A 21,300-nucleotide genomic window follows, 5' to 3' on the forward strand; every position below is an offset into this window, starting at 1 on the left:
GCCGTCTCTACGCACTACTGCGTAGGGTGAAAAGAATGATGCCGGTCCCCATGGTCGGGCGTGCCGGCGAGCTTGCCGAGCTCGACCGGGCGTGGTCCACGCTGGCGTTCGGCGGTCGGCCCGGCCCCGTGGTCGCGGTGCTCACCGGCGCGGCGGGCGTCGGCAAGAGTCTGCTGGTGGCGGCGGCCCTGGACGGCTTCGCGCCACGCCCGGCGGTGGTGCTGAGCGGGGCCGCGCGGGTGCACAGCCCGGCCCCGTACGACTGGCTCGCCGCGGTGCTCAGCGGGCGGGACACCAGCCGCCTCGACCTGCCACCCGACGCGCTCGCCTGGCTCGCCCAGCAGCCCACCGCGCCCCGCGAACGGTACGCCCCGGGCACGCTGCTGCGGCTGGCCGTGCGTACGGTCCGGCTGCTGGTCGGCGCCGGCCCGGCGTTGCTGGTGGTGGAGGACCTGCACGCCCTCGACCCGGCCAGCCTGAACCTGGTCGGCGAGCTGGCCACCGCGCCCGACCTGCCGGCGCTGCTGCTGGTGGCGAGCCGGCCCGCGGTGGACGCCGTCGCGCCGGACCTCGCCGCCCGCGCCCTGTCCCGGTTCTACGGGGTACGCGGCGCCGTCCGCCAGCACCTCGGCCCGCTCGGCCCGACCGAGGTCGCCGAGGTGCTGAACCAGGTGTACGAGGGGACGCGCCCGTCCCGCCGGCTGGCGACCTCTGTGTGGCGGCGGACCGGCGGCAACCCGTACGTGCTGACCGAGTTGCTCGCCGCGCACTCCGGTCAGGGGCCGGACGCCCTGCTGCGCCGGCCGCTGCCGGAGTACCCGGGCACCCCCGCGCCGCGCGCCGCGGGCCCGCCCGATGCGGCGTACCCGCCCGCTGCCCTGCTTCCGGCCGACCTGCTCCCGCCCGATGCCGAGCTGACCGGCCGGGAGGTCGAGGTGCTCGCCTGCCTGGTCGCGGGGATGTCCAACAAGCAGGCCGCCCGGGCGCTGGGGATCTCGGTGCGGACGGTGACCGTGCACGTGTCCAACCTGCTGCGCAAGACCGGGTCGGCGTCGCGCACCGAGGCGGCGCTCTGGGCTGTCCAGCACCGGCTCCCGGCCCGGCAGGCCTGACCCCGGCCCCGACCCGGAGCGGTGGGCGGTCACTGGCGGGGGTAGCGCAGCAGGAGGCTCGCCCACACCTCCTCGTCGCCGACCGCCGCGTAGCTGTGCGGCACGTCCGAGGTCCAGCGCAGGTGGCCGCCGACGCCGGCGGTCAGCGGGGCGTCCACCGGCCCGGCGCGGAGCACCCCGGCGAAGACCGTGATGTGCTCGGTGACCCCCGGCTGGTGCGCGGGCGAGAGCTGGCCGGGCCCGGGGGCGACGCGCATCCGGTACAGCTCGTACGTCGCGTCGGTGTCGGTGAAGACCTCCAGCAGGGTGGCGCTCACCGCCGCGCCCCGGACCGTCGGGGTCGCGGCCGGCCCGGCGAGTACGGCGGTCAGCGGCACTCCGAGCTGGGCGGTGATCGCGTAGAGCGTCTCCAGCGTGGGGTTGCGGGTGTTGTTCTCCAGGCCGGAGAGGGTGGCCTTCCCGACCCCGGCCAGCCGGGCCAGGGTGGACAGCGACATCCCCCGCTCCTCGCGCAGGGCGCGCACCCGGCGGCCCACCGTCTCGGCGCCGGTGTCGACGCCCCTTCCCCGGGCTGGTGCTGACGGTTCCACCCCGCTATGGTGCTACACGCTTCCGTTCCGTAAACGGAACACTGGAGGGGGAGACGTGGCCGGCCTGCTGCAACCCGTGCTCGCCGGGCTGGTGACCGCGCTCGTGGGCTTCGCCAGCTCGTTCACCGTGGTGCTCGCCGGGCTGCGCGCCGTCGGTGCCGACGAGAGCCAGGCGGCCTCTGGGCTGCTCGCGGTCAGCGTCGCGTCCGGTGTCTGCGCGGTGTGGCTGGGACTGCGGCACCGGCTGCCGATGGCGATCGCCTGGTCCACCCCCGGCGCGGCGCTGCTGGCGGCCACCGGTCCGGTCCCCGGCGGCTGGCCGGCGGCGGTCGGCGCGTTCGTCGTGTGCGGAGTGCTGATCGTCGCCGCCGGGCTCTTCCCGGCGCTGGGCCGGGCGGTGGCCGCCATCCCCGGCCCGATCGCCAGCGCGATGCTGGCCGGCGTGCTCCTGCCGCTGTGTACCGCGCCGGTCCGCGCCCTGGTCGAGGTGCCGGCGCTGGCCGCGCCGGTGGTCGTCACCTGGCTGGTCCTGCACCGGTTCGCCCGCCGCTGGGCGGTGCCCGCCGCGCTGGTGGTGGCCGCGGTCGCCATCGCGCTGACCACGCCGGGCGGGATCGGCGCGGACGGCCTGAAGCCGGTGTTCACCCTCACCGCGCCCGAGTGGACGGTCCCGGCGGTGGTCGGGTTGGCGCTCCCGCTCTTCCTGGTCACCATGGCCGCGCAGAACGTCCCCGGGATGGCGGTGCTGCGCGGTTACGGCTACCGGCCGCCGCTCGGCGCTGCGCTGCGCGTCACCGGCCTGGCCAGCGCCCTCGGTGCCCCGGTCGGCGGGCACGCGGTCAACCTGGCCGCGATCACCGCCGCGCTGGCCGCCGGCCCGGACGCCCATCCGGACCCGGAGCGCCGCTGGGTCGCCTCGGTCACCGCCGGGGTGGGGATGGCCCTGCTCGGCCTCGGCGCGGGCGTCGCCACCGCCCTGGTGCTGCTCTCCCCGCCGGTGCTGATCGAGGCGGTGGCCGGGCTCGCGCTGCTCGCCGCGCTGGCCGGCGCGGTGTCGGCGGCGGTCGCCGACCCGCAGGCGCGGGAGGCCGCCGTGGTGACCTTCGTGGTGACCGCCTCCGGGGTGAGCCTGCTCGGCGTCGGCGGCGCGTTCTGGGGGCTGCTCGCCGGCTGGCTGATGCTGCTCCTCTTCCGCCGCCACCCGACCCCGGACGCCAAGGCCCCGCCCGTCCCGGCCCCGGCCCCGGACGCCCTGCCCGTCCCGACCCCGGCTGTCCGGGCGAGCGAGTAGGCCGACTTCACGTCGGAGGGACGGCGGGGATCAGTCCGCCTCGGCGGACACGCCGACCTCCATGATCCGTAGCCGGACCCCTGTCACGTTCTCCTCGACCATGCGGCGCAGCGCGCGGGCGTGGTCGAGGGTGTCGAGGGCGATCAGCACGTGGGCGGCCTCCCGGTCGGTGTCGTCCAGCCCCCACCAGCCGCGCACGAACCCCGGGCTGCGCCGCACCACGTCCGCCATGTGCGCGAACCGGGCCCGCTGCTCGTCCGCGTCGACCGCCTCGGCCTGCTGCTCCCCGATCAGGATGTACATCGGTCCACCGTAAGGGCTGGCCTATTCCTCCGCGGGGAGGCTCGTGGCGGGGACGTCGAGGCGTACCCGGCCGTCGGCGACGCCGGCGATCTGGTCGGCCAGCACGTAGACGGCGCCGGTCGGGGCGAGGTCGGTGGAGACCTTCAGATATCCGGTACGCAGCAGGCGGGCGGCCAGGTCGGCCGGCACGTCCGGCTCCTCGACCGCCGCCGACTCGATCAACTCGTCCAGGCTGCCGCCGGGGTCCGCGGCCGGCGCCTGCACGGTCACCGCGTTCGGGTCGCCCCGCTGGACGAGGTCCACGGTGCCGACCTCCGCCCCGGTCACGTCGACCACCGGCATCCCGGTGGTGACGCGGGAGATGGTCGCCTGCTGATCGGTGCCCTGCTGCTCCATCCTGGCGCGGTTCCCGGACCGGCCGCCGGCTAAACGCCGCCCTGGTCAGGGGCGGGCGTCGGGTGTCGGCTGCCACGCGTCCGGCGGGCGGGGGGACAACTCGCGCCAGCCGTCGGCCCCGGCGAGCAGCGCGCGGACGGTCTCCTCCGCCTCGTCGACGCTCGGGTACTCGTAGAACTGGGAGACGCCCTCGGCGCCGCCGGCCCGCTGCTCGACGTGCCACCGGTCGCCGTCCACCCGGAGGAAGACATCCCGCCGCGCCAGCCGCCCCCACTTGCCGTTCCACCAGTGCTTCCGCTGCTCCATGGCGGGACTCTATCGAACACGTGTACTAAACAGGTCGGCCCCCACGGGATTCCCGTGAGGGCCGGTGTGCTGCCGGGCGGGCCGGCGCGGGGCCGTGGCTCGGCGGCGGTGTTCCGAGGGCTCAGCGCGGGGCCGGTGGCTCAGCGCGGGGCCGGTGGCTCCGGGCGGCGGCCGAGCACGTCGTCCAGGGCGCCCCGCTGCTGGCCCGGGGTGGCGTGGCCGGCGGCGACCAGCGCGTCCCGGATCTCGGTGAGCAGCTTGACCTCCTCGCTGGGGGCCGACGGCGGCGGCTCCTCGCCGCGCTTGCGCCGCTCGGCGAGCCTGTTCATCGGGTAGACGACCAGGAAGTACAGCGCCGCCGCGGTGAGCACGAAGGTGATCGCCGCGTTGACGAACGCCACCCAGTCGAACGGAATGTCCCGGAACTTGGGGATCGATCCCTCAAGTCCCTTCGGGTTGCCGGTGATCAGCACGATCAGGACCCTGACCAGTGGTTCCAGGAACGACTTGGTGAGCTGGGTGACCACGCCCGTGAACGCGGCGCCGATGACGATGCCGACCGCGAGGTCGACGACGTTTCCGCGCATGATGAAGTCTTTGAAGCCCTTGAGCATCCGTACTCCCGTGGTGTCCGGTTTACCGTCCGGGGCAACCTATTCCCCCGGGGAGGGCTCCAGAAAAGCACCGGCCTCGCGGGCCGCCGAACCCGGGTCGCCATCGCGGATCGCGGCGACCAGCCGGGCGTGGTCCACGTACCGCTCGGGTTCCAGCGCGTCGCCCATCGCCTGGGTGATCGTGCTGCGCAGCGCCGCGCCGACCGAGGCGTACAGCTCGGCGAGCATGGCGTTGTGCGCGGCGGCCACCACCGCCGTGTGCAGCGCCGCGTCGGCCTCGACGAACTCGCCGACCCGGCCCCCGCGCCAGGCGGCCTCCCGGGCGGCGAGCGCGCCGTCGAGGGCGGCCAGGTCCTCCGGGGTACGCCGCAGCGCGGCGAGCCGGGCGGCCTCCACCTCGAAGGCGCGGCGCACCTCGACCACCTCGGTCATCCGGTCGTCGGTGAGCCGGCGGGCCACCACCGGGGCCAGCTCGTCGGTCGACACCACGTACGTGCCGGAGCCCTGACGGCACTCCAGCACCCCGCTGTGCACCAGGGCGCGGACCGCCTCGCGGACTGTGTTGCGCCCCACCCCGAGCGCGGCGACGAGCTGTGGTTCGGTCGGGATGCGCCCGCCCACCGGCCACTCTCCGCCGAGGATGCGGGACCGGAGCTGCTCGATCGTCTGCCGGACCCGGTGGCCCCGGGGCGGCACGGGCACGGAATTCACCGGCGGTGTCACTGGTTACATCACCCGTCCGCAATTCATCCCATGATTGTAGGTTGAAGGCCATGACCCCGCCACCGACCGCCACCGAGGACCCCGTCACCGTGCCCGACCGGCCCAGCCCGACCGTCGACATGCCCCCGGCCACCGACGCCGCGACGGCCCCGGTCCCGAAGCAGCGGCCGGCAACCGGCGGGCTGCTGGTGCTGGTCGGCATGCTGCTGGTCGCGCTCAACCTGCGTGCCGCCGTGACCAGCCTCGGTGCCCTGCTCGGCGAGGTCCGCACCGGCCTCGGGCTCTCCGGGGCGATGGCCGGGTTCGTCACTACCCTGCCGACGATCGCGTTCGCCGGCCTCGGCGCGCTGACCCCGTGGCTGGTCCGCCGGTTCGCCCCGGCCCGGGTGCTGGTGGTCGCCATGGCGTGCCTGGCCGTCGGGCAGGTGCTGCGGGTGGTGACCGACTCGGCGCTGGTCTTCGTGGCCACCAGCGCGCTCGCGCTGGCCGGCATCGCGGTGGCGAACATCCTGCTGCCCATGCTGGTCAAGCAGCACTTCCCGCACCGCACCGGGCTGGTCACCGGGGCGTACACGATGGCGCTGACGGTGGGGACGACGGCGGCTGCCGCCTCGGCCGTGCCGATCGCGCACGCCTTCGGCTCCTGGCGGGCCGGGCTCGGCGTCTGGGCCGCGCTGGCCGCGGTGGCCGTACTCCCGTGGGTGCCCCTGGCGCTGCGGGCCCGCGCCGCGCGCCGGGCCGGGACCCCGACGGTGGCCGCCGCCGCGCCGGCCCGGGTCCGGCCGGAGCGGACCCGGCTCGGCTGGGCGATGGCAATCTACTTCGGGGCGCAGTCGCTGAGCGGGTACGCGATCATGGGCTGGCTGGCCCAGCTCTTCCGGGACGCCGACTTCGCGCCGGAGACGGCCGGGCTGCTGCTGGCCGGGGTGACCGCGCTCGGTGTGCCGGTCGCGCTGCTGATGCCGGCGCTGGCCGGCCGGCTGCGGACGCTGCGCCCGCTGGTGCTCGGGCTGACCGTGTTCTCCACGGCGGCCTACCTGGGGCTGGCGCTCGCGCCGCACGACGCCGCGCTGCTCTGGGTCGCCCTGCTCGCCTTCGGCCAGGGCGCGTTCCCGCTGATCCTGACCACCATCGGGCTGCGCGCCCGCACAGCCGAGGGGACGGTGGCGCTGTCCGCCTTCGCACAGAGCACCGGGTACGTGATCGCCGCGCTCGGCCCGCTGCTGGTCGGCATCCTCTACGAGGCGACCGGCGGGTGGACCGCGCCGATCGGCTTCCTGCTCGCCGCCCTGGCCGTGCAGACCGTCGCGGGCCTGGCGATCGCCCGTCCCCGGTTCATCGAGGACGAGCGCTGAGCGGGCGGGTCAGGAGGAGGCCGGGGTGGGGTCGCCCGCGACGGCCTGCTCGACCGTCGGGTAGGTGTGCAGCACCTCGACCAGCCCGCTGACCTCCAGGATGCGCAGCACCCCGCGCTGCGGGGCGGCCAGCCGGACCACGCCGCCGGCCTCGTCGCAGCCGTTCTTGGCGCGCACGAACACGGACAGCCCGGTCGAGTCGCAGAACGAGACGTCGGCCAGGTCGAAGACGAGGCGGCTGCGGCCCTTGTCGAGCAGATCCGTGATCTGGTCCTGGAGCTGTGGTGCCGTCGCCATGTCCAGTTCGCCCGCGACTGATACGACGACGACGTCGCCGCGCTGTTCCGTGTGTACCGTCAAGGACATTAGGACCTCCTGTGATCGGTGGAACGGTATCCCACGTTCGGGGTTCGCCGCTGAACGGAAGCGGTCGCCGTGTCCCCCGTCATTTCTTTGCCTTGGGACAATTAGTTGCTGGGTACCCGGTGGTAGAGTCCGGCCGGTCCAGGTCAGAGGGAGGATGCCGTGGCATTGAACGCGGATGAAAGCGGTCGGTTGACCGGTCTGCTGAGCGAGCATGCCGAGCGGGTCACACAGCGCTGGACGGAGATCGCCACCGCGTCGCTGCGCGGCCGACTCAGCCAGGCGGAGCTGCGCCGCCAGGTGCAGGAGCTGCACCGTGCCATGGTGGAAGCGGCGCGGGTCGGCGGGTTCGATCTTGAGTCCGAGTCGGCCGGTGAGCTGCGCGCCGTGCTCGCCGAGCTGTCCAGGGGCCGGGCCCGGCAGGGGTTCACCGCCACCGAGACGGCGGTCAGCGTGTACGCCCTCAAGGACGTCCTGCTGGAGCTGATGGAGGCCAGCGAGGGTGCCGCCAGCCTGCGCGACTACGTGGCATTCACCTCGCTGGTCGACCAGATGGGGCTGTTCACCTTCGAGAGCTTCGTCCGCACCCGGGAGGGCCTGATCGCGGACCAGGCCGAGCAGCTCCTCGAACTCTCCACCCCGGTCGTCAAGATCTGGGAGGGCGTGGTGGCCGTGCCGCTGGTCGGCACGCTCGACTCGGCCCGGGCCCAGGTGGTGATGGAGCGGTTGCTCCAGACCCTGGTCGACACCGGCTCGCCGTACGCGATCATCGACATCACCGGCGTGCCGGCGGTGGACACCCAGGTAGCCCAGCACATCCTCAAGACGGTGGTGGCCGCTCGGCTGATGGGCGCCGACTGCATCATCTCCGGCATCCGTCCGCAGATCGCCCAGACCATCGTCGCGCTCGGCATCGAGTTCGGCGACATCGCCACCAAGGCCAGCCTGGCCGACGCGCTACGTCACGTGCTGCGGCTGAGCGGGGCGGCGAGCGCCCGCCGGCATCCGCGGCGGGAGTTCTGATGGAGCGGGTTCCGGTCCTGAAGATCGGTGACATCCTGCTCGTGTCGATCCAGGTCGACATGTCCGACCAGACGGCGGTCCAGCTCCAGGAGGACCTGGCCGAGCGGATCGTCGCCACCGGCTGCTACGGCGTGATCATCGACATCACGGCGCTGGACATCGTCGACTCGTTCGTCGGCCGGATGCTGTCCGCCATCGCCTCTATCTCCAAGGTGCTCGACGCCGAGACGGTGGTGGTCGGGATGCGTCCCGCCGTCGCCATCACCCTGGTCGAGCTGGGCCTGTCGCTCAACGGCATCCGTACCGCCCTGAACGTCGAGCGCGGCATGGAGCTGATCGCGGCGGCCCTGCCCGACGACTACGATTTCGCCACCGCCGACGACGAGCCGGACGACGACACGACGGCCACGACATGACCGCCGGTATCGACCTGGGCCACCCGCAGGCGCAGGCGATCCAGAGCGACGAGGACGTGGTGCGGGTCCGCCAACTGGTACGGACGGTGGCGGTGGCGGCCCGGCTCTCCCTGGTCGACCAGACGAAGCTGGTCACCGCGGCCAGCGAGCTGGCGCGCAACACCCTGGTCTACGGCGGGGGCGGCGAGGCCGAGGTGAGCACGGTGGACAACGGGCTGCGGCGCGGCATCCGAATCGTCTTCGCCGACGACGGCCCCGGCATCGTCGACCTGGGCCTCGCCCTCACCGACGGCTACACCACCGGAGGGGGCCTCGGCCTCGGCCTGAGCGGTGCCCGCCGACTGGTCGACGAGTTCGACATCGTCACCGGGCCGGGTCAGGGGACCCGGATCACGGTCACCAAGTGGTCTCGATGATCGGCGAAGACCTGTCCGACCACGGTCTGTGGTTCCGGGTGGAGAGCGGCAGCGCGGCCAGCGCGGTCCGGCGGGCCGCCGAGCGGTTGGGCCTGCAGCTCGAGATCGGTGAGGCCCGGACGGCCGACCTGGCGATCGTCGCCGCCGAGCTGACCAGCAACCTGGTCAAGCACGCCGAGGACGGGGTGCTGCTGCTGCGCCCGGTGCGCCGGGGCGGGCAGGCCGGCGTCGAACTGGTCGCCATCGACTCCGGGCCCGGCATGGCCGACCTGACCGTGTCCTCCCGGGACGGGCACTCCACCGCCGGGACCCTCGGCATCGGTCTCGGTGCCATCACACGTCAGACCGACTGGTTCGACGGCTACTCCCGGCCCGGCAAAGGCACGGTCCTGGCCGTGCAGGTCTGGCCGCGGCGGGTCTTCCCGGAGCTGTCCTGGGTCGGCGCGCTCACCCGGCCGATCACCGGCGAGTCGGTCAGCGGTGACGGGTACGCCGTCCGGATCGCCGAGGGGCGGCACCAGGTGCTGACCTGCGACGGTCTCGGCCACGGGCCGCTGGCGGCGGTGGCCACCGACACGGCGCTGGCCGCGTTCCGGGCCGCCCCGGCCGGGTCGCCGGCGGCGGTGGTGCAGCACCTGCACCGGTCGATGTCGCACACCCGTGGCGCGGCGCTGGCCGTCGCCGAGCTGGACGCGGAAGCCGGGCTGCTGCGGTTCGCCGGGCTGGGCAACATCTCCGCCTCGGTGGTGGCCGAGGGTGAACGGCGGCGAGGGCTGGTCTCCCTGCCCGGGATCGCCGGCCATCAGCGCCCCGTCGTCCGCGAGTACGACTATCCCTTCGCGGCCGGAGCGTCGCTGGTGATGCACAGCGACGGGGTGGTGGACCGCTGGCAGCTCGACGACTATCCCGGGCTGCTCCGCAGCGGTCCGCTCGTGATGGCCGCGACGCTGCTGCGTGACGCGGGGCTGCGCCGGGACGATGCCTGCGTGCTGGTCGCCCGGGCGGCGTGGTGACCGGTTTGCCGTTGCTCCAGATGGCGCTGCGGGTCGAGCACGACATCTTCGTGGTCCGGCAGCGCGGCCGGGAGGTGGCCGCGGCGGTCGGCCTGGAGCACCAGGACCAGATCCGGCTTGCCACCGCCCTCAGCGAGGTGGCCCGGGACCTGCTGCGCGCCGCCGGCGGTGCGGACGTCACCTTCACCGTCGACCTCGACGGGCAGGGCCCACCGCGGGTGCGGGTGGACCTGGCCCCGGTGCGTCCGCTGCCCGACGGCCGGTACGAGCCGCACTCCGGCGCGGTGGCGCGACTGGTGGACATGTTGGGCGTGGTGGACCGGGAGGGCGATACGGTCGTGAGGATGTCCCGACGCGTCCCCGCAAGCGCACAGGCGCTGACCCCGGAGCGAGTTGCCCAGCTGCGTACCGAGCTCGGCAGCAGCGCTCCCGGCAGCGCCCTGGACGAGCTCGCCTCGCAGAACGAACAGCTCATCGCCGCCCTGGACGAGGTGCGCAGCCAGCGCGACGAGCTGGCCGTGCTCAACGAGGAACTCCAGGAGACCAACCATGGCGTGATGGCCCTGTACAACCAGCTCACCGAGGAGCTGGAGGAGACCAACCGGGGCGTGGTCGCGCTCTACGCCGAGCTGGACGAAAAGTCCGTCCAGCTCCGTTCGGCCAGCGAGTCGAAGAGCCGTTTCCTGGCCAACGTCAGCCACGAGCTGCGCGCCCCGGTGACTGCGGTCATCGGGCTGAGCAGGCTGCTGGCCGACTCCGCGTCCGACCCGCTGACCGAGGAACAGGCCCAGCAGGTCGGGCTGATCCGCTCCTCGGCCACCGACCTGCTCGGTCTGGTCAACGAGCTGCTCGACCTGGCCAAGGCCGAGTCCGGGCGGCTGGAGCCGAACTGGGCCGAGGTGGACCTGCGGGCGGTCTTCGGCCAGTTGCGCGGCACCCTGCGCGCGCTGTCCAAGACGGATGTCGAGCTGGTGGTGGAGGACCCGCCCTCGCCGGGGACGCTCCGCTCCGACGAGGTGCTACTCGCCCAGGTGCTGCGCAACCTGCTGCACAACGGGCTGAAGTTCACCGAGCGGGGCGAGGTCCGGCTGCGGGCGGAGATTCGCGACGAGCGGTGGTGGCTGTCGGTCGCCGACACCGGCGCTGGCATCGCCCCGGAGCTGCACGATCGGATCTTCGAGGAGTTCTACCAGGTGCCGGGGAGCACCCGGATCGGCGGCACCGGCCTTGGCCTGCCGTACGCCCGCCGGGTGGTGCGCCTGCTCGGCGGCACCCTGGAACTGACCAGCGAGCAGGGCCGGGGCAGCACCTTCACGGTCACCCTGCCGATCGGCGGAGGATGACTGCGGCGGGCGGTCCGGCGACCGTCCTGGTGGTCGACGACAGCCGCACGAAGCGGTACCTGCTGGTGAGCTGGCTCCGCCGGGCCGGCTTCGCGACGCTGGAGGCGGAGACCGGCGGGGAGGCGTTGGCCCGGGTCGGGGTGGACCAGATCGACCTGGTCGTGCTCGACGTCCGGCTGCCCGACCTGATGGGGTTCGACGTCTGCGAACGGATCAAGAAGGCATATCCGGCGATGCCGGTGATCCACGTGTCGGCGCACGCCGTCGACGTGGCGGACCGGGCCCAGGGCCTGACCCGGGGCGCGGACGCCTACCTGGCCGAGCCGATCGAGCCGGAGGAACTGGTCGCCACCGCACACGCGGTGCTGCGCTACTACCGGGCCCGGCAGCGCGCGGAGCTGCTCGCCGAGCGGCTCACCGGGCTGGCCGAGACGACCGTGGCGGTGCACGCCGCGCCGAACTTCCCCGGATTGCTGACGTCGGCGGCGGCCGGCGCCGCCCGGATCTTCAAAGGGCCGGCGGCGGTGGTGGCGGAGACCTTCGACGGTGACTGCATCGCCGGGGTCTGCGCCGGCCCGGGGGACGAGCCCCAGATCGTGCCGTGGGTCGTCGACGACTCCGGAGTGCCGACCGGCTCCACGGTGTGGGTGGACGACCCCGGCAGCTGGGGTCTGGTCGACTGGCCCGACGGAGACCGGGTGACCGTGGCCGCGGCGAAGCTGCGCGAGGACCGGGCACCGCTCTACGTGGTGGTGCCGACGCACACCCAGACCGCCGGGACGCCGGTGCTGGTGCAGGTCGCCCAGGCCGTCGCGGCGGCGGTGGAGGCGCAGCGCTCCTTCGACGAGGAGCACCGCATCGCCGTCACCCTGCAACGCAGCCTGCTGCCCCGCCGGATCCCGGAGATCGTCGGGCTCGACCTCGCCGTCCGGTACGAGCCGGCCAGCGCGCAGACCGAGGTGGGTGGCGACTTCTACGAGCTGGTGATGCTGGACGGCCACCTGCTGATGGCGATCGGCGACGTCGCCGGGCACTCTCTGCATGCCGCGACGGTGATGGCGGAGCTGCGGCACGCGGTCCGCGCGTACGCCGTCGAGGGGCACCAGCCGGGCGCGATCCTGCACCGGGTCAACGAGCTGATGCTGACGCTGCTGCGCAACGAGTTGGCCACCATCTGCCTGCTGCTGCTGGAGCCGAGCTCCGGCCGCGTCCGGCTGGCCAGCGCCGGTCACCTGCCGGCGCTGATCAGCCTGGACGGCACGGTGGAGTACGTCCAGCACTCGGCCCCGCTGCTCGGCGTCCGCGCGGCCCGCCCCGAAGACCTTGAGTTCGTGCTGCCGGCCGGGGCGACGCTGGTGCTCTACACCGACGGGCTGATCGAGCGGCGGGACACCGACATTGACGAGGGCCTGGCGGCCCTGGCCCGCTGCGCCGAGGTGGTGGACGCCGACCTGGACGCGTTCTGCCGGCGGCTGCTGGTCGAGCTGGCCCCCACCGAGATCAACGACGACGTCGCCGTGGTCGCCCTCCGCCGTCGCCGGTAAGGAAGTCCCTTCCCTACCGGGCTGACGCCGGCCGGCTGAGCGACCGGGCGTACGCGGTCGGGGACGTCCCGGTGGCGGCGGTGAACTCGCGGACCAGGTGGGCCTGGTCGGCGTAGCCGAGGTCGGCGGCGAGGGCCGCCCAGTCCACCGGCCCACCGGCGGCCTGTTCGATCGCCTCCTGGACCCGGTACCGCCGGATCACCCACTTCGGGCCGACGCCCACCTGGTCGAGGAAGATCCGTTGCAGCCGTCGGGTGGTGGTCCCGTGTCGCCGGGCCAGGTCGTCGACCCGCAGCACGCCCCGGTCGACGCGGATCTCCTCGGCCAGCGCCATCGCCTCCGCCGTCGCCGGGTCGGGGCGCGGATCCCAGCCGAGCAGGAGGTCGTCCAGGGCGGCGCAGCGCTCGTCGTCCGTACCGGCGCAGGGCCGCCGGCCACCGACGAGGTCGGCGGCGAGCGGGCGGCGCCCGCCAGTCAGCCCGGCGACCGGCCGTCGCCAGAACGGCCGGAAGCCGCCCGGGCGGAACTGCACCCCGCTGACCCGGCCGGTGCCGGTCAGGGCGATCCGGAACAGTTCCCGCCCGACGCCGGCCACCTCGGCGGTCTCCCGGCCGTCGCCGTCGCGCTGGAACACCAGGTTGACTGCCGGGTGCGGAAGCACCCGCTGCTCGAACGGCTCGTCCAGCTCCCAGTCGATCAGCCAGTAGTGCTCGACGTACGGGCGGAGCGCGGCGGCGGGCAGCCGGCGGCGGAAGCGGACGTCGCGCAGCAACCGGCCCGGGTCGAGGATGCCCCGACTGTCCCCGCGCGGCTGCTGTCGCATTTCTTCAAGACCACCCTCATACGCTGCTCCTATGGCCACGAAGACTAGTGAACTGCTGTCGGAAGCCGCGCCGCGCGCCGTCGCGGTGGCCCGGGCGATCCGTGCCGACCAGCTCGACCTGCCGACCCCGTGCGCGGACTACTCCGTCCGGGATCTTATGAATCACCTGTACCAGGTGGTGGTCAACTTCCAGGAGTTGGCCGCCAAGCGGCCGGTGAACTGGGACAAGACCGACTACCTGACCGACGGCTGGCAGGACCGGTTCGCCGCTGAGACCGAGCGGTTGATCGAGGCGTGGGCGGACCCGGCCGCGCTGGAGGGCGTCTCGCCAGGGATGGGGCTGCCACCGGAGACCGTCGGGGAGATGGGGCTGATCGACCTCACCGTGCACGCCTGGGACCTGGCCCGGGCCACCGGCCAGCCGTTCGTCGCCGCGCCGGACGCGACCGCCGTCCTGCACGCGTTCATGGACCGGATGGGCGACACGGGCCGGCGGATGGGGGCCTTCGGCGCACCGGTCGACGCCCCGCCGGACGCCTCCCCGCTCGACCTCGCCCTGGCCCGCATGGGCCGGCCTCCCGCCTGGCCGTCGCCCTAACCACCACCCCGCCCACCCACCGGAGCCCGCGCACTTTCACGGAAAGACGGGCTATTTCCCGTTGGAAAGCCACTCATTCCGTGAAAGTGCGGGCACATTTCGATCGGTGGTCGGGGTGGGGCGGGGTGGGGGTTGACTCCGCCGGTGTCGGCTACCACTGCCCCGCCGTCTCACGCAGGTTCATGTCGATGTCGGGGGAGAGGGTTTGGGTCTTGACAATTGCCAGATCCAGCGTCGACGACGCCAGGGGGTCGCTGCGTAGGCTACGAGTCCGGCGGCTAGGAGTGCGAAGCTGAGGAAGAGGCTGGGCAGGTCGTCGTGGGGCCGCGCGCTGAATTCCCACCAGTGGTAGTGCTGGCTCCCGCTGTATCCCCAGTACCAGAGCACGGCGGCGGTCGCCGCCGGAAGTGTCCAGGCCAGTCGCCACCCTAGGACCGCTCCTGCGAGCAGAGCGAGTCCGAACCAGGCGATCCACGCTCGGGCAATGATTGCGACCACTGCGGGGTGCAGCACGGTCCCGCAGATGGCCAGGTAGATCGCTACACAGCCGGTACTGAGGCCGGCGAGGTAGTGCCGTTGCATGGACCGCAACCGTTGGGTCGCCACCAGTTCCAGGTCGGCGAGAGGGCTGGTCAGCGCGAGAACGGGCAGTACGCCAGCTCCCATCGCGATCATGCGCCACAGGGGAATAATCGCCCTACCATCTTCGATGGCCGTGGGGATCGGTGTCTGGATCAGGCCGAACCAGGCGGCGAGTGCGCCCAGCAAAACCGTGACGGCCAGGACGGCTCGGGCCGGCCTGACGGCGAGGAACAGCCGAAGCGGGCTTGTCACCGCGGAGATATCAGTGTGTCGGCTGGCAGTAACGTCCACGGAGATCGCTCACCTCTCCTTCGACCCACCGGAACTGATTGGCGCGGGAGGGATCTGCGGCGACGGCGCGCCCCTTGGCCCAGGCCTGTTGCAACTCTTGGGAAGCATTGGTGTGGTAATCGGGGCGGCCCCCACCTACCAGGTAGGTCTCCATCCATTTGTCGATGGCCGCGAGTCGAGCCTGGTCAGGCTCGATGAGCTTCATCCAGTCACAGGCTCGGAGGTCCTGGAACCCGAAGGTCTTGCTGGTGATTGCCTTGCCAATGTCACCGGCATAGGACCATGGGCTGCCCTCGAAGACGTAAAAAACTGGCGGGCCGCCTTCATAATTGAGGTACTCTTTCCCATTAGGGGCGATGAACTTCGTCTTTTTGTGAAGTCCGGCCTCGTTGATGAGTGGCGGCCGAATGAAGACGTCAGGGAGCTCGTTGATCCGCGCATTGATATCGCGCAATTGCGGAAGGTACTTCTCATGCTCGGGCCAGATGCACAGCCTCGTCGAGCCGTCGAGGCAGATTGCGTCGTCCCCTGGCGGCTCACGGTCGACCACCGCAGCGGTGGTGGCCATGACCGCGAGGAGGGACAGGGCTACTGGGAGCAGCGCGGCTACGCTGCGGCTACGCTGTCGCAGCGCCCCGGAGCCAGGCAGCCACAGCATAATCAGTAGCAGGGCCAAGACCAGGCCCAGCCGTAGGGCCATCGGCATCGGGTCGACCGTTACCTCCGGCCGGCCGGACACCACGACGAATCCGGCCCGGTCCAGCAATACGGTCAGGAACAGGAAGCCCAACGCCGCCGTGAAGGCCGAGAAAACTGGCCCGAGCAACCGACCGCACGCCCAGCCGAGGGCGACCGCCAGCAGGATCGCGAACAAGCCGAGCAGTACGTAGCCCAGCCACAGGTACACGCCCGGCGGGAACGTGCGGGCGGTCACCGCGAAGGCCACCGCCTGACCGATCAGGTACGGAGCCAACAGAACAAACAGGGTCGCGGCGATCCGATAGGCCTCGACACGTGCCGGGTGGACTCGCGCCGCCCTGAGTTGCTCCTCGACTCCCTGCCGTGTGGATGCGCTCGCCGCCCAAGCGGCCGCACCGGCTCCGACCACCCCAAGAAGGTATGCGGGCACCTGTGCCGCAGCACCGGTCTCCGGCCAGACGCCGATCCAGTGCCGGTTACGCAGGAACAACACCGCCACGTCAAGGACGACGAGTACGGGGAAGGCCCAGCGGATCGGCGAGTTCCGGATGTGTAGCCACAGCCCACTCACAACTGCTGCTCCCCCTCGGGCAGTAGGTGCATGTACGCCCGTTCCAATTTGGAATGCCCAGGCAGTTCGTCGCGGCCCAGAGCTTCCAGTTCCGCGACCGTACCGTCGAAGCGGGCGGATCCGCCGTGCATCACGATCACCCGGTCACAGACTGCGGCGACATCATCGATAAGGTGCGTGCTGAGTACCACCACTGCCTCACCGAGCCCTGAAATGATCTTCCGGAACTGGAGCCGTTGGCGGGGATCCAGACCGACTGTGGGTTCGTCCAATAGCACAAGTCGAGGCCGTCCGACGACCGCCCAGGCGATACCGGCGCGTCTGCGCATGCCGCCGGAGAGGCTGCCCATCTTCGCCCGCCGCCGGTCGGTCAGGTCGACCATCTCCAACGCCTCGTCGACCGACCTCCGCCACTGCTTGGCCGGCACCCCGCGCATCCAGGCCGCGTAGGTAACGAAGTCGGCGACCGTCATCTTCGGGTCGAAGCCGAACTCCTGTGGCAGATAGCCGATCCGGTCACGAACCTGTCGGGCGGACCGTTCCCCGGAAATCTCAAGCTCATCGATGCAGATCCGACCATTACGTGGTGGCATCACGGTTGCCAAGGTGCGGAGCAAGGTCGTCTTGCCAGCCCCGTTGGGGCCCAACAGGGCGGTGATCCCTGGTCGCAGTGCCACGCTGAGACTGTCGATGACAGTCGACGTTCCATAGCCCTGGGACAGCGCGTCGAGCATTACACTCATGCGAAACTCTCTCATTTTGTGAACAAGAGGCGAAGGAGTGTGGCTGGCAGCCACACTCCTTCATCGGATGCTACGGCAATCGCTCTATATGTAAGTAATCCAACCGTTGTTAGCACCGAACGTGCAGTCGGTGCCGTTGGAGGTACTCGTGCTGCCCTGAGCCCGGCCGACAGTGATGTCCTTGTCCGGCTGCGCCGAGCACTCCACGCCCGAGACGTACGCCCCGGCGTACTTGGCGCCCGGCGCGTCGCACTTCTGCGCCCAAGCCGTGTTCCACCACTGCGTGTAGCAGTTGAAAACCTTGGTTGACGTGCCGGCGGCGAAAGCGGGAGTCGTGGCCATCATCCCGGCAGTACCAGCGACAAGCATGCCAAGCGCAGCAGCTTGCGCGACCCTCTTGCCGAGGCGAAAGTCTTGCATCGATCGAGCAGGGGAACCCATGAAACTTCCATAGACCGATACCGATGGGGGGACGTTGCGCCAAAAGCGATGCCTGCCGTCCCCGCCTTGGGGAAACCGATGCTAGCAATAGATCAATGTATCAGCAAGTAATGATGCGCGTACTTTCCGTTAAGCCCGCATCAGTGCCGGGCCGGATCCTCAGGGAAGGTGACATCCCTGACGTGGGGGGGGACTGCGTATTGCTCCTCTGTCCAGCGACGGTGGCTGGTGAGCAGTGACGTTGACGCGTAGCGCTTCCTGCCAGGGATGCTCGTCGTGGGCGGGCTCGCCGCCACGGTCGGGTCGGTGACCGCCTTTTGCTGGTTCTCGTACACCGGCCGGCTGCTGCGACCGCCGAACTCTGCGCCGACCCGGCCACCCGGGAGCGGTACCTGCGCACGATCGGCCAGCCGGAGCGGTACTCCATGCCCGACGTACCGCTGGAGCACCTGGCCCTGTTCGGGGTCGGCGCGCTGGCCGCGGTGTCCCTCACGGTCCTGGTCGGTTGCTCTTTCTGCGCGCCAGCACGACGGTGGAGGAGCTGCGGGCGACCTGACGGGTGTGCCGGTGACGGGCGTCGGTGCGTGGCCTCGTCGGCGGCGGCAGGATGGCGGGATGGATCTCGTTACGCTTGCCGACATTCGGGGCGCTGCCGCCGACATCGCCCCGACCGTGCTCCGCACGCCGCTGCTATGCGCACCCTGGGACGACGCGCTGTGGCTGAAGCCGGAGAGCCTGCAACCGGTCGGCTCGTTCAAGCTGCGCGGCGCAACCCACGCGGTCGCCCGGCTCGACCCGGCCGGGCGGAGCCGGGGCGTGGTCACCCACTCGTCCGGCAACCACGGGCAGGCCCTCGCGTACGCGGCGCGGGCGGCCGGCGTGCCGTGCACGGTGGTGGTGCCGGAGGGCGCCCCGGAGGTGAAGATCGCCCGGATGCGGGCGTTCGGGGCGACGGTGCTGCTCGTCCCGCCCCCGCAGCGGCTGGCCGAGGCGCAACGGATCGTCGCCGAGTCCGGGGCGGTGCTCGTGCCGCCCTTCGACGACCGGCGGATCATCGCCGGCCAGGGCACCATCGGCACGGAGATCGTCGACGACCTGCCCGACGTGGACGTGGTGCTGGTGCCGGTCGGCGGGGGCGGCCTCGCCTCCGGGGTCGCCACGGCGCTGCGGGTGCTGCGCCCGTCGACCGCCGTGATCGGCGTCGAGCCGGAACTCGCCGCCGACGCCCGGGAGTCGCTCGCCGCCGGCCGGGTGGTGTCCTGGGACGTCGAGCTGACCTACCGCACCTGCGCGGACGGGCTGCGCACCAACCTGTCCGAGCTGACCCTGGCCCACCTGCGGGACCGCCTCGACGGCATCGTCACGGTGACCGAGGAGGAGATCCGGTCGGCGGCGGGCCGGCTGATCAGGGACTCCCGGCTGGTGGTCGAGCCGAGCGGGGCGGTGGCGACGGCCGCCCGGCTGTTCCGCGCCGGCGAGCTGCCGCCGGGCCGTACCGTCGCGGTGGTGACCGGCGGCAACGTGGACCCGGCCGTCCTCGCCGACCTGGTCACCGCCTCCTGACGGCGCGCCCCGCCGCGCAGCCGCGCCCGCCGCCGGCCTCCGCCGGGTGGCGGAGGCCGGGTGGGGAGAGCTTTCCCCTACGCCACCTTCAGCCGGTCGAGGACCCAGGCGTTGATGAACGCCTCCTCGCGCCAGGAGTCGTACCGGCCGCTGGGGCCGCCGTGGCCGGCGCCCATCTCGGTCTTGAGCAGGTAGTCACCCCGGGGGGCGACCGCCCGCAGCCGGGCGATCCACTTCGCCGGCTCGTGGTACAGCACCCGGGTGTCGTTAAGGCTGGTCACCGCGAGAACGGCCGGGTAGTCCACCGACGCCACGTTCTCGTACGGGGTGTACGACTTCATGTACGCGTACACCTCAGGGTCTTCGAGGGGGTTGCCCCACTCCTCCCACTCGGTGACGGTCAGCGGCAGCGACGGGTCGAGGATCGAGGTGAGCGCGTCCACGAAGGGCACCTGCGCGACGATGCCGGCGAACGCCTCCGGGGCCAGGTTGGCCACCGCGCCCATCAGCAGGCCGCCGGCCGAGGCGCCCCGCGCCACCAGCCGGTCCGGCGACGTCCAGCCCGAGCCGGCCAGGTGCCGGGCGCAGGCGACGAAGTCGGTGAAGGTGTTCTTCTTGGCCAGCATCTTGCCCTCGTCGTACCAGCGGCGGCCCAGTTCGCCGCCACCCCGGATGTGGGCGACCGCGAAGATGACGCCGCGGTCCAGCAGGGAGAGCCGGGCGATGGAGAACCACGGGTCCATGCTCGCCTCGTACGAGCCGTACCCGTAGATCACGCAGGCGGCGGAGCCGTCGCGCGGGGTGCCGGCCCGGCAGACCAGCGAGATCGGCACCCTGGTGCCGTCGTCGGCGAGCGCCCAGTCCCGGTGCTGCTCGTAGTCGGCGGGGTCGTACTCCCGGCCGTCCGGACCGGGCCGGACCGGCTTGCGCCGGCGCAGCACCAGCTCCCGGGTGACCAGGTCGTAGTCGTACACGGAGTCGGGGCTGACCAGCGAGGCGTAGCGCAGCCGGACCTGCCGGGTGCGGTACTCCGGGTTGCTGTCCAGCCCGACGCTGTAGATCGGCTCCGGGAAGTCGATGTCGTGGCCGTCGCCGCCGCCGACCGGCAACACCCGCAGCCCGGTCAGCCCGTTGCTGCGCAGCGAGACGACCAGGTGGTCGGCGAAGGCGTCGACCGCCTCCAGCCGGGTGCCGGGGGTGTGTGGGATCAGCGGCACCCAGTCGCCCGGCGCGTCCGCCGAGGTGAACGCCAGCGCGAAGTCCTCGGCGTCGTGGTTGTGCAGGATCAGGAAGCGGTGCCCGTGGTGCTCGACGCTGTACTCGACGCCCTGCCGGCGGGGGGCGACGAGGGCCGGCTCGCCGGTGGGGTTGCCGGCCGGGATGACCCGCACCTCGCTGGTGATCTTGCTGTGGCTGTCGATCAGGATGAACTTCTCCGACCGGGTCAGCTCGACGCCGACCCAGAAGCGCTCGTCGTCCTCCTGGTGGACCACGACGTCCTCGGCGGCCCGGGTGCCGATCAGGTGCCGCCAGACCCGGTTGGGCCGCCAGGCGTCGTCCACGGTGACGTAGAACAGCACCGAGGCGTCCGCTGACCAGGCGGCGCCGTAGGAGGTGTCGGGCACCTCGTCGGGCAGCACCTCGCCGGTGCTGAGGTCCTTCACCCGCAGGGTGAACCGCTCGTCGCCGGAGAAGTCCGTCGAGTACGCCAGCCACCGGCCGTCGGGGCTGACGTCGAACGCGCCGAGCGAGAAGAAGTCGTGCCCCTCGGCCAGCAGGTTGCCGTCGAGCAGCACCTCCTCGCCGTCGAGCGGGGCGCCGTCGGCGCTCACCGGCGGCTCGGTCTCGCCGGGGTGGACGGCCCGGCGGCAGTGCACGCCGTACTGCTGGCCCTCGACCGTGCGGGTGTAGTACCAGTGGCCGCCCTTGCGGGTCGGCACCGACAGGTCGGTCTCCTGGGTGCGGCGCCGGGTCTCCTCGAACAGGGTTCCGCGCAACTCCTCCAGGTGCGCGGTGCGCGCCTCGGTGTACGCGTTCTCCGCCTCCAGGTGGGCGATCATCTCCGGGTCGCCCTTGGCGGCCAGCCAGGCGTACTCGTCGACGACCGTGTCGCCGTGGTGGATTCGTTCGGTGGGAACCTGCTTGGCGACGGGCGGGATCTCGGTGGTCACGCCGGTCAGG

At 72.1% G+C, this 21,300-nt stretch carries 24 protein-coding genes; 11 read left to right on the forward strand and 13 right to left on the reverse strand.

Annotated elements, in window-relative coordinates:
• Window positions 1-35 precede the first annotated feature (35 nt).
• Window positions 36-1,112 (forward strand): LuxR C-terminal-related transcriptional regulator, encoded by a 1,077-nt coding sequence (locus ACFYZF_RS15515; RefSeq protein ID WP_387020548.1) that lies wholly within the window; start codon window positions 36-38, stop codon window positions 1,110-1,112.
• Between the two features lie 29 nt (window positions 1,113-1,141).
• On the opposite strand, the gene ACFYZF_RS15520 is transcribed toward ACFYZF_RS15515, so the two are convergent.
• On the reverse strand, window positions 1,142-1,702 hold the full coding sequence (locus ACFYZF_RS15520) for a helix-turn-helix domain-containing protein (RefSeq protein WP_387020551.1): 561 nt from the start codon (window positions 1,700-1,702) through the stop codon (window positions 1,142-1,144).
• 55 nt (window positions 1,703-1,757) lie between these two features.
• Between ACFYZF_RS15520 and ACFYZF_RS15525 the strand changes: the two genes are divergently transcribed.
• Window positions 1,758-2,993 (forward strand): benzoate/H(+) symporter BenE family transporter, encoded by a 1,236-nt coding sequence (locus tag ACFYZF_RS15525; RefSeq protein WP_387020554.1) that lies wholly within the window; start codon window positions 1,758-1,760, stop codon window positions 2,991-2,993.
• A gap of 30 nt (window positions 2,994-3,023) precedes the next feature.
• Here the strand turns inward: ACFYZF_RS15525 and ACFYZF_RS15530 are convergent, their stop codons facing one another.
• From ACFYZF_RS15530 to ACFYZF_RS15550, 5 genes are all read right to left on the reverse strand, one after another.
• Window positions 3,024-3,296 carry a hypothetical protein gene (locus ACFYZF_RS15530; RefSeq protein WP_387020556.1) on the reverse strand — a complete coding sequence of 91 codons (273 nt, stop codon included), beginning with the start codon at window positions 3,294-3,296 and terminating at the stop codon, window positions 3,024-3,026.
• 21 nt (window positions 3,297-3,317) lie between these two features.
• Window positions 3,318-3,692, reverse strand: coding sequence for a hypothetical protein (locus ACFYZF_RS15535; RefSeq protein WP_387020559.1), 375 nt, complete (start codon window positions 3,690-3,692; stop codon window positions 3,318-3,320).
• A gap of 45 nt (window positions 3,693-3,737) precedes the next feature.
• Window positions 3,738-3,998 (reverse strand): hypothetical protein, encoded by a 261-nt coding sequence (locus ACFYZF_RS15540; RefSeq protein WP_387020562.1) that lies wholly within the window; start codon window positions 3,996-3,998, stop codon window positions 3,738-3,740.
• 140 nt (window positions 3,999-4,138) lie between these two features.
• Complete coding sequence (mscL, locus tag ACFYZF_RS15545) at window positions 4,139-4,612, reverse strand: large conductance mechanosensitive channel protein MscL (RefSeq protein ID WP_350883528.1); 474 nt, start codon at window positions 4,610-4,612, stop codon at window positions 4,139-4,141.
• A 39-nt stretch (window positions 4,613-4,651) separates the two neighbouring features.
• Window positions 4,652-5,335, reverse strand: a complete 684-nt coding sequence (locus ACFYZF_RS15550; protein ID WP_387020565.1) for a FadR/GntR family transcriptional regulator — start codon at window positions 5,333-5,335, stop codon at window positions 4,652-4,654.
• Window positions 5,336-5,454: 119 nt separating this feature from the next.
• Between ACFYZF_RS15550 and ACFYZF_RS15555 the strand changes: the two genes are divergently transcribed.
• Entirely contained in the window at window positions 5,455-6,690 is a 1,236-nt protein-coding gene (locus ACFYZF_RS15555) for an MFS transporter (RefSeq protein ID WP_387021535.1), read from the forward strand.
• Between the two features lie 9 nt (window positions 6,691-6,699).
• Here ACFYZF_RS15555 and ACFYZF_RS15560 read toward each other — a convergent pair whose 3' ends face one another.
• Window positions 6,700-7,056: an STAS domain-containing protein gene (locus ACFYZF_RS15560; protein ID WP_350883523.1), complete on the reverse strand. Its 357-nt coding sequence runs from the start codon at window positions 7,054-7,056 to the stop codon at window positions 6,700-6,702.
• Window positions 7,057-7,215: 159 nt separating this feature from the next.
• Here ACFYZF_RS15560 and ACFYZF_RS15565 point away from each other — a divergent pair, with 159 nt between their 5' ends.
• Genes ACFYZF_RS15565 through ACFYZF_RS15590 form a run of 6 tightly spaced genes read left to right on the forward strand, consistent with a single transcriptional unit; the run spans window position 7,216 to window position 12,808 of the window.
• Window positions 7,216-8,076, forward strand: a complete 861-nt coding sequence (locus tag ACFYZF_RS15565; protein ID WP_387020568.1) for an STAS domain-containing protein — start codon at window positions 7,216-7,218, stop codon at window positions 8,074-8,076.
• Complete coding sequence (locus tag ACFYZF_RS15570) at window positions 8,076-8,492, forward strand: STAS domain-containing protein (RefSeq protein ID WP_387020571.1); 417 nt, start codon at window positions 8,076-8,078, stop codon at window positions 8,490-8,492. Before ACFYZF_RS15565 ends, ACFYZF_RS15570 begins: the two co-directional genes overlap by 1 nt.
• Window positions 8,489-8,908, forward strand: a complete 420-nt coding sequence (locus ACFYZF_RS15575; RefSeq protein WP_387020574.1) for an ATP-binding protein — start codon at window positions 8,489-8,491, stop codon at window positions 8,906-8,908. Before ACFYZF_RS15570 ends, ACFYZF_RS15575 begins: the two co-directional genes overlap by 4 nt.
• Window positions 8,905-9,921: a SpoIIE family protein phosphatase gene (locus ACFYZF_RS15580; protein ID WP_387020577.1), complete on the forward strand. Its 1,017-nt coding sequence runs from the start codon at window positions 8,905-8,907 to the stop codon at window positions 9,919-9,921. The genes ACFYZF_RS15575 and ACFYZF_RS15580 overlap by 4 nt, the downstream gene beginning before the upstream one ends.
• Before the next feature lie 20 nt (window positions 9,922-9,941).
• On the forward strand, window positions 9,942-11,264 hold the full coding sequence (locus tag ACFYZF_RS15585) for a sensor histidine kinase (RefSeq protein ID WP_387021537.1): 1,323 nt from the start codon (window positions 9,942-9,944) through the stop codon (window positions 11,262-11,264).
• A complete protein-coding gene (locus tag ACFYZF_RS15590) occupies window positions 11,261-12,808 on the forward strand; it encodes a SpoIIE family protein phosphatase (RefSeq protein ID WP_387020580.1) in 1,548 nt (515 codons plus the stop codon). The genes ACFYZF_RS15585 and ACFYZF_RS15590 overlap by 4 nt, the downstream gene beginning before the upstream one ends.
• A 13-nt stretch (window positions 12,809-12,821) precedes the next feature.
• Here the strand turns inward: ACFYZF_RS15590 and ACFYZF_RS15595 are convergent, their stop codons facing one another.
• Window positions 12,822-13,631: a DUF6597 domain-containing transcriptional factor gene (locus tag ACFYZF_RS15595; RefSeq protein ID WP_387020583.1), complete on the reverse strand. Its 810-nt coding sequence runs from the start codon at window positions 13,629-13,631 to the stop codon at window positions 12,822-12,824.
• A 31-nt stretch (window positions 13,632-13,662) separates the two neighbouring features.
• Between ACFYZF_RS15595 and ACFYZF_RS15600 the strand changes: the two genes are divergently transcribed.
• Window positions 13,663-14,229: a TIGR03086 family metal-binding protein gene (locus tag ACFYZF_RS15600; protein ID WP_387020585.1), complete on the forward strand. Its 567-nt coding sequence runs from the start codon at window positions 13,663-13,665 to the stop codon at window positions 14,227-14,229.
• 180 nt (window positions 14,230-14,409) lie between these two features.
• Here ACFYZF_RS15600 and ACFYZF_RS15605 read toward each other — a convergent pair whose 3' ends face one another.
• The 4 genes from ACFYZF_RS15605 to ACFYZF_RS15620 all read right to left on the reverse strand — a co-directional run bounded on the left by ACFYZF_RS15605 (window position 14,410) and on the right by ACFYZF_RS15620 (window position 17,556).
• Window positions 14,410-15,102, reverse strand: coding sequence for a hypothetical protein (locus tag ACFYZF_RS15605; protein ID WP_387020588.1), 693 nt, complete (start codon window positions 15,100-15,102; stop codon window positions 14,410-14,412).
• Complete coding sequence (locus tag ACFYZF_RS15610) at window positions 15,074-16,372, reverse strand: hypothetical protein (RefSeq protein WP_387020590.1); 1,299 nt, start codon at window positions 16,370-16,372, stop codon at window positions 15,074-15,076. The genes ACFYZF_RS15605 and ACFYZF_RS15610 overlap by 29 nt, the downstream gene beginning before the upstream one ends.
• Entirely contained in the window at window positions 16,369-17,106 is a 738-nt protein-coding gene (locus tag ACFYZF_RS15615) for an ATP-binding cassette domain-containing protein (protein WP_387020594.1), read from the reverse strand. Before ACFYZF_RS15615 ends, ACFYZF_RS15610 begins: the two co-directional genes overlap by 4 nt.
• A 93-nt stretch (window positions 17,107-17,199) precedes the next feature.
• The gene (locus ACFYZF_RS15620; protein ID WP_387020597.1) at window positions 17,200-17,556 is read right to left on the reverse strand and encodes a hypothetical protein; all 357 of its coding nucleotides are present in this window, start codon (window positions 17,554-17,556) and stop codon (window positions 17,200-17,202) included.
• A 615-nt stretch (window positions 17,557-18,171) separates the two neighbouring features.
• Between ACFYZF_RS15620 and ACFYZF_RS15625 the strand changes: the two genes are divergently transcribed.
• A complete protein-coding gene (locus tag ACFYZF_RS15625; RefSeq protein ID WP_387020599.1) occupies window positions 18,172-19,119 on the forward strand; it encodes a threonine/serine dehydratase in 948 nt (315 codons plus the stop codon).
• Between the two features lie 77 nt (window positions 19,120-19,196).
• Here the strand turns inward: ACFYZF_RS15625 and ACFYZF_RS15630 are convergent, their stop codons facing one another.
• Complete coding sequence (locus tag ACFYZF_RS15630) at window positions 19,197-21,290, reverse strand: S9 family peptidase (protein ID WP_387020602.1); 2,094 nt, start codon at window positions 21,288-21,290, stop codon at window positions 19,197-19,199.
• Window positions 21,291-21,300 lie beyond the last annotated feature (10 nt).

The organism is Micromonospora sp. NPDC001898 (genome assembly GCF_042891255.1).
Taxonomy (GTDB): domain Bacteria; phylum Actinomycetota; class Actinomycetes; order Mycobacteriales; family Micromonosporaceae; genus Micromonospora.